Origin of the sequence: Campylobacter sp. BCW_4341 (assembly GCF_001764255.1) — a bacterium.
Lineage (GTDB): Bacteria > Campylobacterota > Campylobacteria > Campylobacterales > Campylobacteraceae > Campylobacter_D > Campylobacter_D jejuni.
Genome location: NZ_MKAH01000017.1, coordinates 55,465 through 71,216, shown reverse-complemented (window position 1 = coordinate 71,216; position 15,752 = coordinate 55,465). Strand labels below are relative to the sequence as shown.

Below are 15,752 nucleotides of genomic sequence, written 5' to 3'. Positions count from 1 at the left end.
TTATAATTATGTTCTTCTAAAATTATAATAAAATTAATTAAATAATTTAAAATTTTGGAATGATTATTGCTTATTTTATGTTAAAATATTAAACATTATAACTTGAGGAGAAAACATGACCCTAGCTGTTAAATGCCCTATCTTAGGTTTTGAAGAAACCAAAAATATGGAATTTTCAACTATCGATGAAGTATTTGTAAGACTTAAAAGTCTTGATGGTAAAGACTTTTCTTTTGTTTTAATTAATCCTTATTTAATTAGACCTGATTATGAATTTGATATACCAACTTATTATCAAGAGCTTCTTTCTTTAACACCTGAATCTAATATGAAAATTTTTAATATAGTAGCCATAGCAAAAAGCATTGAAGAATCGACAGTGAATTTTCTAGCTCCAGTAGTCATTAATCTTGATAATAATACTATGGTACAAGTGATACTAGATACAGTTAATTATCCGGACTTTTTTCAAGCTGATCAAATTGCTAATTATATTAAAAAATAATGCTCTATATACTTGCAAATGGAGCTATGGCAACAGCCTTAGCCTATGGATTAAAAGATAATTATGAAATTTGTATAGTAGGAAGAAGCATAGAAAAACTTCAAGCCCTCACCAAAGAAGGCTTTAAAACCTTACTTTACAAAGATTTTAACATAGAAGGTAAAGATGTTATTTTAGCATTTAAACCCTATGCTTTAGAAAATATTGCTCAAATGCTAAAAGGACAAGCACGTATCTTAATCTCTGTTTTAGCCAATGTTGATTTTGAAAAACTACAAACCATCAAAGCTCAAAATTATGTTAGAATAATGCCTAATACAGCAGCTAAATACAAGGCTTCAACCACACCATATATACTTAAAAACTCTCATTTTGAAAATGAAATTTTAGACATTTTAAAAACTTTTGGCTCGGCTTATAAATTAGATAATGAAATACAAATGAATGCAGCTATGGCGATTAGCGGCTGCGCTCCTGCTTTTTTAGCACTTATAGCAGAAAGTATTGCTAATGCTGGAGTTTATGAAGGTTTGTCAAAAGAACTTAGTCTCAATCTTACGCGCTCTTTATTTAAAAGCTCTAGTACTTTACTAGAACATGAACATCCAGCTATTATCAAAGAAAATATTTGCTCCCCTGGCGGAGTTACAATAAAAGGCATAAAAATACTCGAACAAAAAGGAATTCGCGGAAGTTTTTTTGAAGCCATAAATGCTAGCAGCGCTAAATGAAAAAGGCTTTCATACTTATAGAAAGTATTAGTGCTATAACGATCATATCTTTAATTTTCATTGGTATTTTTTATTACTATACTCAACTTTACAAAAACTATGAAAATTTAAATATTTTTGAAAGACTCTATAAACTTCAAGAAGAATTATATGAAAAGCCCATTTTTAAAACCATCATACTTCAAACTTCAGCCTTAAAACCTATAATTTTACAAGAACAGTTTGTTAATGATGGTATATTTCAATTTCAAAAATTATATTTTCAAGATCAAAATTATAGTGTTTATTTTAAAGAATGAGCAAAGCTTTTACACTTTTTGAACTTACAATATCACTAATACTTTTTACTTTTATAGCTAGCTTACTTTCAAAACCTTTAATGGATTTTTATCATTTAAATTTCACTGCTTTACATACAAACAATTTTATCACTCAAACACATTTAAACTTGCTTAAAATAGAAAAATTAATACAAAATTGTATTAATATTACATTTTCACAAAATACATTAAAATGTCTTTTAAAAGATGAGTTAATTAGCCTAAAAGATAATAAACTTTATCTTATTAACTCTGCTCTTATTTTAGAAAATAATCATACACTTTATTCACCTCATTCTGATTTTAAAACACAACTCCAAAATAGAAAAGATTTATATAATGACAATGAACATATTGGCTATGCTTATAAAATTAATAAGGTTGAAAAAATATTCATCTTAGAAAATGGTATATCTGCAAATTTTACAGGTAGTTTTATTCCTTTGCAAGCTCAATTAGTTATCAAATTGCAAAATGGAGAACTTATATATGAAATAAAGCCAAAATTTAATGAACAATTAAACCAACAAGGATTAATTTCTAAAAACATAAGCTCATTTAACCTGCAAAACAATAAATTAAAAATTTGCCTAAAAAGACAAGCAAAATATTGTCTTGAAAAAAGAATTTTACTATGAAAAAAGCTTATGTTTTAATTTGGACAATTTTTTTAATACTACTAATAAGTCTATGGATGAGCTTGACCTTAAACATATCTAGCTACACTCCAAAAATAATCCAAGATAGTTATTACTACCTTCAAGCTCAAATTTTAAGTCATAATGCAACACAATTTTCTAAATATTTTTTATATCAAGCAAAGCAAGAAAATAAAGAATGTTTAGATAATATATATTTTAATTACACAAAAGCTTTGATTAAAATAAAATATTTTTATCCTATTGTACAATGTGTTAATTTTAAATTTTCCAACTTTAATCCCGATGCAAATTTAAGCAAAGATGGTGTTATTATAGCCCACATTAGCATTGCTTTAAATCGTGATAAAAACGTCAATGATGAAATTTTACTCACAAAAAGCATTATTATTTATCCCAAAGAAAATTTTTGGAATTTAAAAAATTAAACCAAAGTCTTAGCAAGCTTAACACACTCTAAAAGACTTTGATTTTCGCATATATAAAGATTTTTAAAATTTAAAAGCTTCTTTGCTGTGCTTTGTCCTATAACTACAACCTTATCTTCTTCTTTTAAGCTATAAAATTTTAAAAAATTTTCTACACTTAAAGGAGAGGTAAATATAAAAATAGCAGGATGAGTAAGTTTTTTGTCACCTTTTTTAAAAACATTTTCATAAACAATCACTTCATCTAAATCCACACCTACATTTTTAAGATCTAAATTTAAAGTTGAAACAATATTTTTAGCCCTTAAATACAAACATTTTTGCGTTTTTAATTCCTCTTTAAATTCAAGAAAAAGATCTTTTCCATAAGCCTTTGATGGAATTTTAATCTTTTTAAAACCTAAATTTTTAGCGTATTGAGCTGTACTTTGTCCTACAGCGTATAAATTGAGTTTAAAATTTAAAGTGGTTTTTGCATGTTGTAAAGCTTTTAAAGCATTTTTTGAGGTGCAGATTAAAGCATCATATAAACTTAAATCCACACTAAAATCGTAAAAAATAATCTCATTTAAAATAAGATTTTCCACCCCTTTAAAAGGAGTTTCATTTAAAAGGTAAATTTTCATAGATTTTACGCTTTAACTCTTTAGCTGCCAAAAAAGCATCTTTAGCATCCATGATCGCCCTAACCACAGCCACGCCGCTTAAATTTATACCCTTTAACTCATCAAGCACTGCTTTATCAACCCCTCCTATAGCTACAACCCCTATAGGACTTTTATCACAAATTTGGCTTAAAAGCTCAAGGCTTAAAAGCGAACTTTCTTTAGTAGGCGTTGCCTTGATAGCTCCACAACCTAAATAATTTGCTCCTTGTATGAACTCAAGTTGTTCTAGTTTTTTAAGGCTTAAGCCTATGATTTTTTCATCTCCTAAAAGCTTTCTAGCTAGTTTTACTTCTAAATCTTCCTGTCCTAAATGCACCCCATCAGCATCTAAGGCTAAAGCTATGTCCACTCTATCGTTAATCAAAAAAGGTATTTTATAAGCCTTGCAAAGTTTTTGTACCTTTAAACCTAGTTTATAAAATTCTCTTGCATTAAGCTCTTTTTCACGAAGTTGTATGATACTTACTCCACCTTTTATAGCATTTTCTAAAGTATTTAAAAAACACTCCTCGCTTTTATTTCCCTGAGAAGCAACTAAATAAAGGCTAAGATCTAATTTATTTTTCATCTAAAAACTTGAAAAAATGATTTGTAGGACCACAACCTTTTCCAAGATTGAGTGAATAATAAATCGCATTTCTTACATATTCTTTAGCCTCACTAACAGCATAAAATAAATCCTTGCCTTTAGCTAAATTACTAGCAATAGCCGAAGAAAGCGTACAACCTGTACCGTGAGTATTTTTAGTTTCTATGCGTTCGCCTTTTAAAATATAAATTTCTTTTCCATCATAAAGCACATCATTGGCATTTTCTTCACTATGTCCGCCTTTAAGTAAAACCGCCTTAGCCCCCAAGCTGCATAAATGTTTAGCTGCTTTTATCATCTGCTCTTTATTAGCGATCTTAAAACCGCATAAAAACTCTGCTTCAGGAATATTAGGCGTAAGAATGTCTGCAAATTTTACTATGGTTTGCTTGAAAAAATCACAATTTTCTTGCGGCATTAAAGCATAGCCATTTTTAGCAAACATTACAGGATCGATCACTACATTTTGAGGTTTAAACTCGCTTAAATTTTTAGCTACACAGCTCATTAATTCACAAGAACCTATCATTCCGATTTTAGTTGCCTTTGGCACTATATCTTCAAATACGGCAAGCATTTGTTCATCTACGCTTTGAGTAGGTATATCGTGTACAGAAATCACCCTTGCGGTATTTTCAGCTACCACACTTAAAACCACACTCATACCAAAAAGATTGTGCGCACTAAAGGTTTTAAGATCGGCTTGTATCCCTGCTCCACCACTACAATCACTCCCTGCTATAGTTAAAACAGGTATAAGTTCACTTCCTTTTGCTTTCATAAATCTTCCTTTAAAATTTTGATCCATTCTTCACCCTTAGGGCTTAATTTTTGTCCTTTAAAACTCTGTTTTGCAAAAGCTACAATCAAAGCATGAAAAATTTGATAAAGTTCGTAAAGTTCGCATTTTCTCCCTAAAATTTTACACAAATTTTCTTGCTCACTCTCTATACCACTTTGAAAAAATTCTCTTAATTCTTCATAATTTTCAAACTCATAGCCTAAGTGAAAAGCCAAACGCAAACTATAATTATCTACAACCAAAATCTCTCTTTTGCAAAGATAATTTAAAATACCATCAACACTTTCAAAACCCAAACCTTTGATATTTAAAAGCCACTCTCTGCTTACATTTGTTTTAAAATTTTCTAAATTTTTATAAGTGTTTATGATACTTTCTACCAAGCCTTTTAAACGCTTGGCTTTGGTGTTGTAAAATCCGCTAGGCTTAATTAAAGTTGCAAGTTCTAAATTGGATAAAGTATTGATTTGTTCTAAGCTTGCAATATTTTCTTTTTTTAAATTGTCTAAAGCTTTTAAGACATTTTTCCAATTTGTATTTTGAGTTAAAATCACAGAAATTAAAAGCTCAAATTCACTCAATCCTTGATTTTCAAGCCAATCAAAATCATGATAATTTAAATCCAAATTTAAAAGCTTGGTAAAAATTTGCGCTCCAGTCATTTAAAATTCTCCTTAAAAGCCAAATAAAATTGCTTCACAGTACGACCACTTCTACTTGCTCTTAGAGTAGTAAATTCTTTAGCTTTAGCGTGTAAAAGCTCTTTATCACAAGAATAATCTTTAAAATAAAAATCTATCATCTTTAAATACTCTTCTAAATTTCCTTGATAAAAACTTAACCACAAACCAAATCTATCACTCAAGCTTAATCTTTCTTCAGCAGCATCGCTTAAATAAAGTTCTGTATGTGCAATTTGCGTATCAAGATTATCAGCAATGCTTTCACTTAATAAATGCCTACGATTTGAACTCGCATAAATAATTACATTATTTGGGGCTTTTTCTATGCTTCCCTCAAGTAAAGGTTTTAAAAATTTATAACTATCATCTCCCTTCTCAAAAGAAAAATCATCACAAAAAAGTATGAATTTAAAATTTTCTAATCTGATTTCATCGATGATATCTGCTAAGGCAAATAAATCTTCTTTATTTAATTCAACAAGTCTTAAGCCCTGATCTTTAAATTCGTTAAATATAGCCTTAATTAAACTTGATTTTCCAGTACCCTTAGATCCCCATAAAAGTGCGTGATTTGCCCCTTTGTTTTGAATGAAATTTAAAGTATTTTCATAAAGTGCTTTTTTTTGTTTTTCCATACCTACTAAATCTTTTAAAGCAATAGGATCGATTTCAAAAATAGGCTTTAAATAGTCTTTTCTTGCTCTATAAATTGCTGCATAAGTTTTATTCCAATCCATTTTAAGCCTTTCTTAAATGCGTTAAAATTGCCTCTAAAATATCATCATCGTCTTTGCTTTTTGCTTTGATGAGTTCTTTTTCATCATTTAAAGCAGTAAATTGAATATTTTGCTCATAGTTGCTAATACTTTTAAATTTATTTAAAGCTAAAATTTTAATAATAATCAAAGATAAAAATTGCTTAGTATAAACGTCAAGTTTTCCAAAGCGATCTTCAATTTCACCTTCGATCTCATAAACCTCATGAACTTGCTCACACTTGCTAAGTCTTCTATAAAGTTCTAATCTTAAGCGATCTTCGCTGATAAGCTCACTATTTAAAAAGGCATTAACATTGAGTTTTAAATCAAGTTTATTTTCTTTTTGATCCACTTCATTTTTACTTAAAGCATTAAGTTCATCTTCTAACATTTTAAGATATAAACTATATCCAATTTGCTCGATATGTCCACTTTGATCTACGCCTAATAAATTTCCACCGCCACGAATTTCAAGATCATGATAAGCCAAAACAGAACCTGCGCCTAAAAAAGAATTACTTTCTAAAGAAACTAGACGCTTTAAAGCATCTTTTGTGATAGCATTTTTATCTTCGATTAAAAAATAACAATAACCTTGCTTATCACTTCTTCCTACACGCCCACGCAATTGGTGCAAATCAGCCATACCAAAACGATCGCTTTTTTCTACTATGATAGTATTTGCATTAGGTAAATCAATCCCACTTTCTACGATAGAGGTACTTAAAAGCAAATCATATTCTTTGTTTTCAAATTTCAACATTTCTTCTTCTTGCATCTTGGCATCGATTTTAGAATGTAAAATCAAAATACGCAAAGTAGAAAAAAGTTCTAATAAATGTTTTTTACATTGCTCTATACTTGCAATATGATTATGAATATAAAAAATTTGCCCACCGCGTCTTAACTCTCTTGCTATAGCTTCTTTTAAAAGTGCGTCATCATTTTCTTTGACAAAAGTTCTTACATCCATTCTATCTTCTGGTGGAGTTTGCAAAACACTATAAGATTTTATAGAACTTAAAGCTTGATTTAAGCTTCTTGGTATAGGGGTTGCTGACATGGATAAAATATGTGAATTTTGAGTGATTTCTTTAAGCTTTTCTTTTTGCTTCACTCCAAATTTATGCTCTTCATCAATAATAACAAGGGCTAAATTTTCACATTCTACACTTAAAAGTGCATGAGTTCCTACAACTACACAAGCTTTATTTTCTTTTAAATTTTGTAAAACTTGTTTTTTTTCTGCACTACTTGTAAAGCGATCCAGTTTAAAAACCTTTATATCAAAAGGATCAAAACGCTTTTTTAAGGTTTTATAATGCTGATGAGAAAGCAAAGTCGTAGGCGCAAATAAAAATGCGCAAAATCCACTTTTAACTACTGGATAAATAGCATTCATAGCAACTTCAGTTTTTCCAAAACCCACATCACCGCTTAAAAGCCTATCCATGACTTTTCCACTTTGAAAATCTTGCAAAATTTCATGACAGGCTTTATCTTGATCACTTGTATAAACAAAACCCGCACTAGCTATAAAATCAGCTTGTCTATTTAAATCCACTGTAATTTTTTTTGCTTGCACTAAAGATCTTTTAGCTGCCATAATAACAATTTCAGAAGCTATGGCTAAAAGTTTAGTTTTTAATTTTTCTTTAAGTTTAATAAAGGTTGTTTTACCTAGTTTATCTAAGCTTGGAATAGATCCACTCACGCCCAAATATTTATCAATCAAATAAAGATTTTCCACTGGTAATAAAAGCTTGTCAGAATTTTGATACTCTATAGCAACAAACTCTTTTTTTGCTCCGCTTATCACTATCATCTCAAGACCTAAAAATTTACCTACCCCATAATCTTCGTGTACTATATAATCCCCATTTTTAAGCTCATCTATAATCAAACTAGCTTTTTTTCTTGTTTTTTGTTTTTCTTTTTGATTTAAAGAAATGATTAGCTCTTCAGGACTAATAAGATTAAGCCTTAAATCACTTTTTACAAAATGGATATTTTGAGTATCTTCAAGCTCCAAAGCTTTAAACAAAGCTTCGTTTTTAGCTAAAAGTGTGATTTTTTTATTTTTATGAAATTCAAAAAAATCTTTATTGTAAGAACTTTGCAATTCTTTAAATTTTTTAGCTTGAGGTAAAATTTTTGCATTCACAAAACTTATATCTTTTTCATATTCGTTAATATCAAACTTTTCACAAGCTAAAAAATCAAGTTCTAAATAATCAAAAAAATCATCAATACACCAAAACCCTAAAGAATTGATATCATGTATTAAAGTATCACTTTGAAAATCTTCTAATTTGTCCTTAAAAATTTCATAATTTTCTTTGTCAAAATATTTTAAAAAAGGACAAATTTCAAAATGTTCTAGTTCATTAGGAATAGACTTTTGACTTTGCAAATCAAAATATCTTATGCTTTCAATCTCTTCGCCAAAAAGTAAAATTCTAATAGGATTTTCTTCATTGATACAAAAAATATCAATAATATCCGCACGAATTGAAATTTCACCTTTATCCTGAACTATATCTACAAATTCGTATCCCAATCTTGAAATTTCATCTTCAAAACATTTCAAATCAAAATTTTGTTTTTTATCGATATAATAATTTTGCAAATGTTTTTTTGAAGGAAGTTTTTTTAAAACAGTATTTAAAGGAGAAATAAGGATTTTTTTTTCTTCTTCTTTATGATAAGCATTTAAAATCTTGCAAAGATTAAAAAGTTCTTTGGAAAAAGCCCTTAAATCATCTCCAAACTGCGCTCTAAAATCAGGTAAAACAAAGGTTTTTAAACCCTTAAATCGTGAAACTTGAGCGAGCAAATCTGCTTGTTTTTCATCTTTACAAAGCAAAAGTTCACAAATTTTTGGATTTTGTAGGTATTCATAAAATGAAGCTTGCATTATTCTTCGTTGTTATTTTCAATAAGTTTGATAGTATCTTCTTTAATTTTACTAGTTCCATTAAAGCGACCGCCATTTTCTATAGAAATTTTTTGCGTTGAAATATCGCCATTAACAACTCCGCCCGCTAAAATTTCTAAACTATTGGCCTCAAGTTGCCCTTCAAAATACCCATTTACTACAATTTTATCTGCTTGTAATTCACCTTTTAAATTTCCATTTTTTCCGATAACTACAATGCTTTCAGAATGAATAATACCACTTAACTCTCCATCGACATGAAGCATAGAAGCAAAATAAAATTTACCCTCAATTCTCGCACCTGAAGAAATTACTGTTGTTTCTGAGCTAGGACTGGATGTTGGGCTGATACCGCCTTTATTAAAGATTGCCATGGAACTCTCCTTTCTTGATTAAAAAAATCATTCATATTTTTTCTTTGCAAATTTAAAAAATACAAAGGTTCTAAAGTTTTATTAATAAACCTTACCTCATAGTGCAAATGCGGTCCCGTAGAAAGACCTGTATTGCCACTATAACCTATCAACTGCCCCTTGCTAACAAATTGACCTGCTTTGACTACTTCTTTGCGCATCATATGAGCAAATACTGTTTTAAAACCAAAATTATGCAATAAAATTACATTATAGCCATAGCCATTATCACTATAACCTGAAAATTCCACTACTCCACTTGCTGGTGCATAAATAGGAGTACCAATTTCTGCTCTTAAATCAATACCAGGATGAAATTCCCTTCTTTTTAAAAGCGGATGCTCTCTCCAGCCAAAATTTCCTGTAATGCCTTTATTTTCAATAGGCCATCCATTAGGAATTTGCCCCAAAATTCCAAGCTGCTGCTCATTGGTAAGCTGAAGATTATCAAGTCTTGCACTAATTGTAAGATTATTTTCTGCTTCTAAGCCCAAAGCCTCTTCAAAAGAAGCTATTTTATCTTCTATAGCTGCATACTGCTGAGTTTTTTCTTCTATGCTTTTTTGCATTTGCGAATTAGATAATTCCAATTCTTTGCTTTTTTTCAAAAGCTCCTCACGCTTTTCACTGATATCACTAAGTTTGCTATCGAGATATTTGATATAAAAACCACTAAAAACTAAAAATAAAACAATAAAAGCAATAGTATAAAAAACTATTTTTTTGATTATTTGATTTAAATAAAAATGTCTTGAACCGTTAATATCTGTAATGGTAATAGTGAATTTATTTTTTACCACACCACTCCTTTAAAAAATTTTCTACCAGCATAAAAGAGCCAAAAACTAGATTTTTTTTATTTTCTTCTAATTTTACAAATTCTTTACATTGTATGCCTAGCTTTGATGCAATACTATAAATTTCATCATCAGCCAGCTTTCGTTCTGCACTTTTATATTTATATATTTGTATTGTATCAATAATAGGCTTTAATGCATTTAAAATTTGAAAAATATCCTTATCCAAATAAGCATTATAAATAAGATTTATTTTTTCTCCTTGAAATTTATCAAGCATAGCCTTAGCAGCCATGGGATTATGACCCACATCAACAAAAAAATTTGGAGAAATTTCTTGGCATCTTCCTTGTAAATTTAACTCTTGTAACTTTTTTAAAGCTTCTAAGGTTTTTTCTTGCGAAGTTAAAATTTCACAAGCCTTTAATGCAAGCTTTAAATTATGCTTTAAAAAACAAGGTAAAACAAACTTTTTACAATAAATCTCAAAATTTTCTTTCAAAAAAGGATTTAAGGAAGAAACTTGCAAATCAGCTTTTTTTAAAAAAGCAATTTTTTTTGCTAAGTTTAAAACATTTTGCTCTTGCTCATCACTTATAAGTGCTATAGGTGCCATAATTTTAAGCTTGGTTCTTGCAATATCTTCTAAAGAATTACCCAAAATTTGAACATGGTCAAATCCAATTCTTGTAAAAATATTCATTCTTCTTTCAAAAACAGAAGTAGCATCATATTCTCCACCCACCCCTGCTTCTAAAACAATGAAATCGCATTTTTGAAATAAAATCATAGCTAAAAAAGTAGCATATTCGAAATAACTTAATTTTTGCAAGTCTTGTTTAAAAATTTCTTCAAGTCTTATATGCGCTTGATCTAATTCTTCATCATTTGCAATCTTACCATCAAGATAAAATCTTTCATTAAAACTGAAAATGTGCGGGCTAGTATAATGCCCTATTTTATAATTTAAATTTTCTAAAAGTTGAGTTAAATATCTGCCCGTGCTACCTTTACCGTTTGTGCCTATAAGTTGGATTATAGGAATATTTTTAAAACATTTCTTATATTTTTCATACATTCTAAACATCAAAAAACGGTCAATTTTATCGTAATTTATACTTTTTTGGGCTAAAAAATTCTCAACTTTCATTATATTGCTCATTAACCGCTGTAATTTGCTTTATTAACTCGTCTAAAATATTAATACTTGGCTTACTTTGCTTATCAAGATAAGCCACTTGAATTTTAGGAGTTATAATATCTTGCTTATAAATAAATCTAAAATTTTCTATAGTTTTAAGATTTGTATTTACAAGCTGTGTAATTTCATCTTTACTTTTTCCTGGCGAAACAATCAAATAACTCTTTTCATCTATCATCCACAGTTCATCAAATTCGCTACAAGAATCTTTTAAAATTTTTTTAAATCGAACAAAAATTTCATTCAAACTTCCCATACCATATTTTTCCATAATGAAACGGTAATTTACTATAGAAAATAAAGCTAAAGAATAATTAACTTTATACTTATTAAAATTTTCATCCATTTTATCAAGCTCTTTAAGAACACTCCAAGCCTCTCTCTCCTCCAAACTTTGCGTGAATTCAATTTGATTATTTAAAGATGTAATTTTTTCTCCAAGTTGTTTAAATTTTAGTTTTAAATCCTCAAAACTAAGTTTTACTTCCCCATTTTCATCTGGTTTTAAGGTATTAATAAAATCCATGTTTTGTTCATTCGATTTATTAAGCAAAACAAGCAATTCATAGATTTTTTTTAGATTATCATTAAAAAAATTTAAATTTTTTTGGACATACATATTATCAACCATTATGCGATGATTGATAAATTCCATTAATTCGTTCTTAAAATTTTCTTCGCCTATTATAAAAGGTTTTTGTGTTAAATTTTGTATAAAACCTTGAATTTTTAAATCTTCCACCAATGAAGGATTTAAACCCAAGCATAATAATTCACTAAAGTGCTCATAACTACGCTCTTCAAGTTTAACTAAGAGTTTTTTAATCACGCTATCATAATCATCATATTTACTAATGCCATATTTACGAGCTTGTTCTTCTAAATTATTTTCATCATAATTTCTTTCAAGCTCTTTCCATTTTTTGGTAAGCAAGTAAATACTTTCACTATCCATAGTTTTAGAAATTCTAATCGAAGTCACCTTAGCCAAATCTCTTATCTTTTTATCCTTACTTATTTGCAAAGTTTTAGATATGGTATATAAAAAATCAAAAAATTCACTAAATTGTTTTCCGCTTTGTCTATTTAAAACAGAAATTAAAAAACTAATTAGTTCTTCTAAACTTCTTATAGTTTTAGAATTTAATTCTTGTTGATAAATCGGTAAAAGTAAGGTTTTGTATTTGTCAAGTTTAGCTTTATTTGAGCTTGTGATACCATATTTTAAAGATAGTTCTTCAAAAATTTCCGTATAATTTTCAGGAGTTGGTTTTAGTTTTCTTTCTTTTAATGCAATTAAAGTTTGCTTTGCTATTTCATTAGTATTTGGAATCACGTTTTTGCCCTTTAATAGCAATTACGGAAATAAACTCATCAAATGCCTCGCTTGAAGCTGCTCGAATAGCCTCATACCTTGCAGAATCACTAATAATACTATTTGGAGAAATTTCAAAATTATAACTTCCACTTGTAGTAAAAGCCTGACTTGAACCATCTTTAAAGACAACATTAAAATCTAAATTTAATTTAGCTTTATAACTAATGACATAGCCATTTTTATCATAAGCTAAAGGAATAAATTCTAAATTATTCATTTTAACATTGATTACATCATCTGCCTCGTGTTTTAAAGCAAGTTTACGCCCTAATTTTGAAATTACCATTTCTTTTAAAGTATCGGCAACATAGATACTATTTTTTGGGTCTTGTTGACTTAATTCAACATTAACATAAACCTTCTCATCGAAAATATTATTAGCGATTTTTGATGTAGGAACATATCCACAAGCACCTAAAAATAAACCTATACAAAAAATTAAAATCTTTTTCATTTAATCACTAGATTAACTAGCTTTCCTTCCACATAAATTTCTTTAACTATACTCTTACCTTCAAGCCATTTAGCAGTATTTTCTTTTGCAAAAGCTAAAATTTCTTCTTTACTCGCACTACTTGAAATTTCAAATTCAGCCCTTTTTTTACCATTAATACTTACAGCTAAATTTAAAGTATCTTTTACAAAAACCTCTTCTTTAAGTTCTAATTTTTTGAAATTTTTACATTTAAAAAGCTCCTCGCTAAGCTCAAAACAAACATGAGGAATAATAGGCTCTAAAATATTTAAAATAATATAAAAAGCCTCTTGCTCCAAAGCTTCATTTTTGCAAAGCGCTAAAGCATTTAAAGCTTCCATGCAAGCTGCAATTAAAGTATTGAAAGCAAAACTTTGATGATAAACTTCAAAAGATTTTTTCAAAGCTTCATATACCTTTAATCTTGCATATTTTTCTTCTTTATTTAAATTTTCTTGTTTTAATTCTACAAGCTCACCTTTTTTAACATTTTGCGCCCTATCATAGAGTTTGCAAATAAATCTATAAGCCCCTTCAACCGCATCATCATTCCATTCAAGCTCTTTAGCCGGAGGCGCAGCAAAAAGTATAAAAAGTCTTGCGGTATCAGCACCGTATTTTTCTATAATCTCATCAGGATCTACAACATTGCCTTTTGATTTTGACATTTTAGCACCATCTTTTAACACCATACCCTGAGTTAAAAGTCTATCAAAAGGTTCATTTTGTGTTAAATAACCCAAGTCTCTTAAAGCTTTTTGGAAAAATCTCGCATAAAGTAAATGCAAGATTGCATGTTCAATACCACCTATATATTGATCCACACTCATCCAATACTTTACACTTTTTTCATCTAAAGCTTTTTCCTGCCAAGTTCTCTCATCACTTGCAAAACGTGCAAAATACCAAGAACTTTCAAAAAAAGTATCTAAAGTATCACTTTCTTTTTGAGCCTCTTTGCCACATTTAGGACAAATACAATTTTTCCAAGTTGGATGTTTATCAAGTGGATTACCCTCACCTGTAATTTGCACATCTTCAGGTAAGATAATAGGTAAATTTTCTAGTTTTTGAGGCACTATACCACAAATTTGACATTTAATCATAGGAATAGGCGCACCCCAATATCTTTGGCGTGAAACACCCCAATCACGAATTTTAAAATTTACAACCCTTTTTCCTATATTTTTAGCTTCAAACTGAGAAATGATTTTTAATCTTGCCTCATTACAATCAAGATTATCAAACTCTTGGCTATTAATTAATTTTCCTGATTTTTGCGTATAAGGTAAATTTTCTTGAGTTTGAATAACTTGTTTGATGGCAAGATTATATTTTGTTGCAAATTCAAAATCTCTTTCATCATGAGCTGGAACAGCCATAACCGCTCCACTACCATAATCAGCCAAGACAAAATTAGCCACCCACAAAGGAATTTTTTCTCCGCTTAAAGGATGAATGGCATAAATTCCTAGAAAATAACCTTCTTTTTCAGAACTTTGTCTTTCTCTTGGGCTTTGATTTTGAATAGTTTTGATTTTATTTAATACATCTTGATTTAATAAATTTTGCGAAAGCAAATTTTGAACAATTTTATGTTCTGGAGCTAAAGCGATATACGAAACTCCATAAATTGTATCTGCTCTTGTAGTAAAAACTTCTAAAGAACTTTCTTTGGTTTTTTGCTTGCTTTCTTCGTCTAAATTTAAAGAAAATTCCAAACCTTCGCTTTTACCAATCCAATTTTCTTGCATAGTTAAAACTTGATTAGGCCATTTATCTTTTAATTCTTCTAAATCTTTTAAAAGTTCCTCAGCATAAGCAGTGATTTTTACATAATAACCTGGCATTTTTTTCTGCACCACTTCATGACCACAACGCCAACATTTTCCGTCTTCAACTTGCTCATTAGCCAAAACCGTTTGATCTTGTTCACACCAATTTACATTTGCTTCTTTAGTGTAAATCAAACCTTTTTCAAACATCTTAATAAAAAATTCTTGCTCAAATTTTGTATAAAGTGGATCTGAAGTAGCAAGCATTCTTTTTTTAGAAAAAGAAAAACCTAAAGAAAAAAGTTCTTTTTTCATATAAGCTATATTTTCATAAGTCCATGACTTAGGATGAATTTTATGTTTAATAGCTGCATTTTCAGCAGGCATGCCAAAACTATCAAAACCTATAGGATGTAAAACATTAAAACCTATCTTGCGATAATATCTTGCCAAAGCATCACCTATAGTATAATTTCTTACATGCCCCATATGAATGCGTCCACTAGGATAAGGAAACATCGATAAAATATATTTTTTAGGCAAATTTAAGTCATCTTTTGGCTCAAAATATTCATTTTCATCCCAAATTTTTTGCCATTTTTTTTCTATTAAACTTGCTTCATAAGCCATAA

At 29.1% G+C, this 15,752-nt stretch carries 17 protein-coding genes; 5 read left to right on the top strand and 12 right to left on the bottom strand.

Annotated elements, in window-relative coordinates:
- Nucleotides 1-115: 115 nt before the first annotated feature.
- Genes fliW through AJN70_RS02085 form a run of 5 tightly spaced genes read left to right on the top strand, consistent with a single transcriptional unit; the run spans nucleotide 116 to nucleotide 2,643 of the window.
- Nucleotides 116-505 (top strand): flagellar assembly protein FliW, encoded by a 390-nt coding sequence (fliW, locus tag AJN70_RS02105; protein ID WP_002852982.1) that lies wholly within the window; start codon nucleotides 116-118, stop codon nucleotides 503-505.
- Nucleotides 505-1,236, top strand: a complete 732-nt coding sequence (locus AJN70_RS02100; protein WP_002861800.1) for a pyrroline-5-carboxylate reductase — start codon at nucleotides 505-507, stop codon at nucleotides 1,234-1,236. Before fliW ends, AJN70_RS02100 begins: the two co-directional genes overlap by 1 nt.
- Nucleotides 1,233-1,535, top strand: a complete 303-nt coding sequence (locus tag AJN70_RS02095; RefSeq protein WP_002861801.1) for a hypothetical protein — start codon at nucleotides 1,233-1,235, stop codon at nucleotides 1,533-1,535. The genes AJN70_RS02100 and AJN70_RS02095 overlap by 4 nt, the downstream gene beginning before the upstream one ends.
- Nucleotides 1,532-2,194 (top strand): hypothetical protein, encoded by a 663-nt coding sequence (locus AJN70_RS02090; RefSeq protein ID WP_070295445.1) that lies wholly within the window; start codon nucleotides 1,532-1,534, stop codon nucleotides 2,192-2,194. The genes AJN70_RS02095 and AJN70_RS02090 overlap by 4 nt, the downstream gene beginning before the upstream one ends.
- Entirely contained in the window at nucleotides 2,191-2,643 is a 453-nt protein-coding gene (locus AJN70_RS02085) for a hypothetical protein (protein ID WP_052793782.1), read from the top strand. The genes AJN70_RS02090 and AJN70_RS02085 overlap by 4 nt, the downstream gene beginning before the upstream one ends.
- Here AJN70_RS02085 and AJN70_RS02080 read toward each other — a convergent pair.
- Genes AJN70_RS02080 through leuS form a run of 12 tightly spaced genes read right to left on the bottom strand, consistent with a single transcriptional unit; the run spans nucleotide 2,640 to nucleotide 15,750 of the window.
- Nucleotides 2,640-3,269, bottom strand: coding sequence for a uroporphyrinogen-III synthase (locus tag AJN70_RS02080; protein WP_070287602.1), 630 nt, complete (start codon nucleotides 3,267-3,269; stop codon nucleotides 2,640-2,642). The genes AJN70_RS02085 and AJN70_RS02080 overlap by 4 nt on opposite strands.
- Nucleotides 3,247-3,879: a thiamine phosphate synthase gene (gene thiE, locus AJN70_RS02075; RefSeq protein WP_070295443.1), complete on the bottom strand. Its 633-nt coding sequence runs from the start codon at nucleotides 3,877-3,879 to the stop codon at nucleotides 3,247-3,249. Before thiE ends, AJN70_RS02080 begins: the two co-directional genes overlap by 23 nt.
- The gene (thiD, locus tag AJN70_RS02070; RefSeq protein WP_070287642.1) at nucleotides 3,869-4,681 is read right to left on the bottom strand and encodes a bifunctional hydroxymethylpyrimidine kinase/phosphomethylpyrimidine kinase; all 813 of its coding nucleotides are present in this window, start codon (nucleotides 4,679-4,681) and stop codon (nucleotides 3,869-3,871) included. Before thiD ends, thiE begins: the two co-directional genes overlap by 11 nt.
- Nucleotides 4,678-5,364, bottom strand: coding sequence for an endonuclease III domain-containing protein (locus tag AJN70_RS02065; RefSeq protein WP_070295440.1), 687 nt, complete (start codon nucleotides 5,362-5,364; stop codon nucleotides 4,678-4,680). Before AJN70_RS02065 ends, thiD begins: the two co-directional genes overlap by 4 nt.
- Nucleotides 5,361-6,122, bottom strand: coding sequence for an ATP-binding protein (locus AJN70_RS02060; RefSeq protein WP_070295438.1), 762 nt, complete (start codon nucleotides 6,120-6,122; stop codon nucleotides 5,361-5,363). The genes AJN70_RS02065 and AJN70_RS02060 overlap by 4 nt, the downstream gene beginning before the upstream one ends.
- 1 nt (nucleotide 6,123) lies before the next feature.
- Nucleotides 6,124-9,060, bottom strand: a complete 2,937-nt coding sequence (locus tag AJN70_RS02055) for a DEAD/DEAH box helicase (protein ID WP_070295435.1) — start codon at nucleotides 9,058-9,060, stop codon at nucleotides 6,124-6,126.
- Nucleotides 9,060-9,455: a polymer-forming cytoskeletal protein gene (locus tag AJN70_RS02050; RefSeq protein ID WP_002861809.1), complete on the bottom strand. Its 396-nt coding sequence runs from the start codon at nucleotides 9,453-9,455 to the stop codon at nucleotides 9,060-9,062. Before AJN70_RS02050 ends, AJN70_RS02055 begins: the two co-directional genes overlap by 1 nt.
- Nucleotides 9,392-10,294: a M23 family metallopeptidase gene (locus AJN70_RS02045; RefSeq protein WP_002861810.1), complete on the bottom strand. Its 903-nt coding sequence runs from the start codon at nucleotides 10,292-10,294 to the stop codon at nucleotides 9,392-9,394. Before AJN70_RS02045 ends, AJN70_RS02050 begins: the two co-directional genes overlap by 64 nt.
- Nucleotides 10,281-11,441 carry a folylpolyglutamate synthase/dihydrofolate synthase family protein gene (locus AJN70_RS02040; RefSeq protein WP_002880807.1) on the bottom strand — a complete coding sequence of 387 codons (1,161 nt, stop codon included), beginning with the start codon at nucleotides 11,439-11,441 and terminating at the stop codon, nucleotides 10,281-10,283. Before AJN70_RS02040 ends, AJN70_RS02045 begins: the two co-directional genes overlap by 14 nt.
- Entirely contained in the window at nucleotides 11,431-12,828 is a 1,398-nt protein-coding gene (locus AJN70_RS02035) for a hypothetical protein (RefSeq protein ID WP_044779153.1), read from the bottom strand. Before AJN70_RS02035 ends, AJN70_RS02040 begins: the two co-directional genes overlap by 11 nt.
- Entirely contained in the window at nucleotides 12,812-13,324 is a 513-nt protein-coding gene (gene lptE, locus AJN70_RS02030) for an LPS assembly lipoprotein LptE (RefSeq protein ID WP_070286351.1), read from the bottom strand. The genes AJN70_RS02035 and lptE overlap by 17 nt, the downstream gene beginning before the upstream one ends.
- Entirely contained in the window at nucleotides 13,321-15,750 is a 2,430-nt protein-coding gene (gene leuS / locus AJN70_RS02025; protein ID WP_002880809.1) for a leucine--tRNA ligase, read from the bottom strand. Before leuS ends, lptE begins: the two co-directional genes overlap by 4 nt.
- Nucleotides 15,751-15,752: the final 2 nt, after the last annotated feature.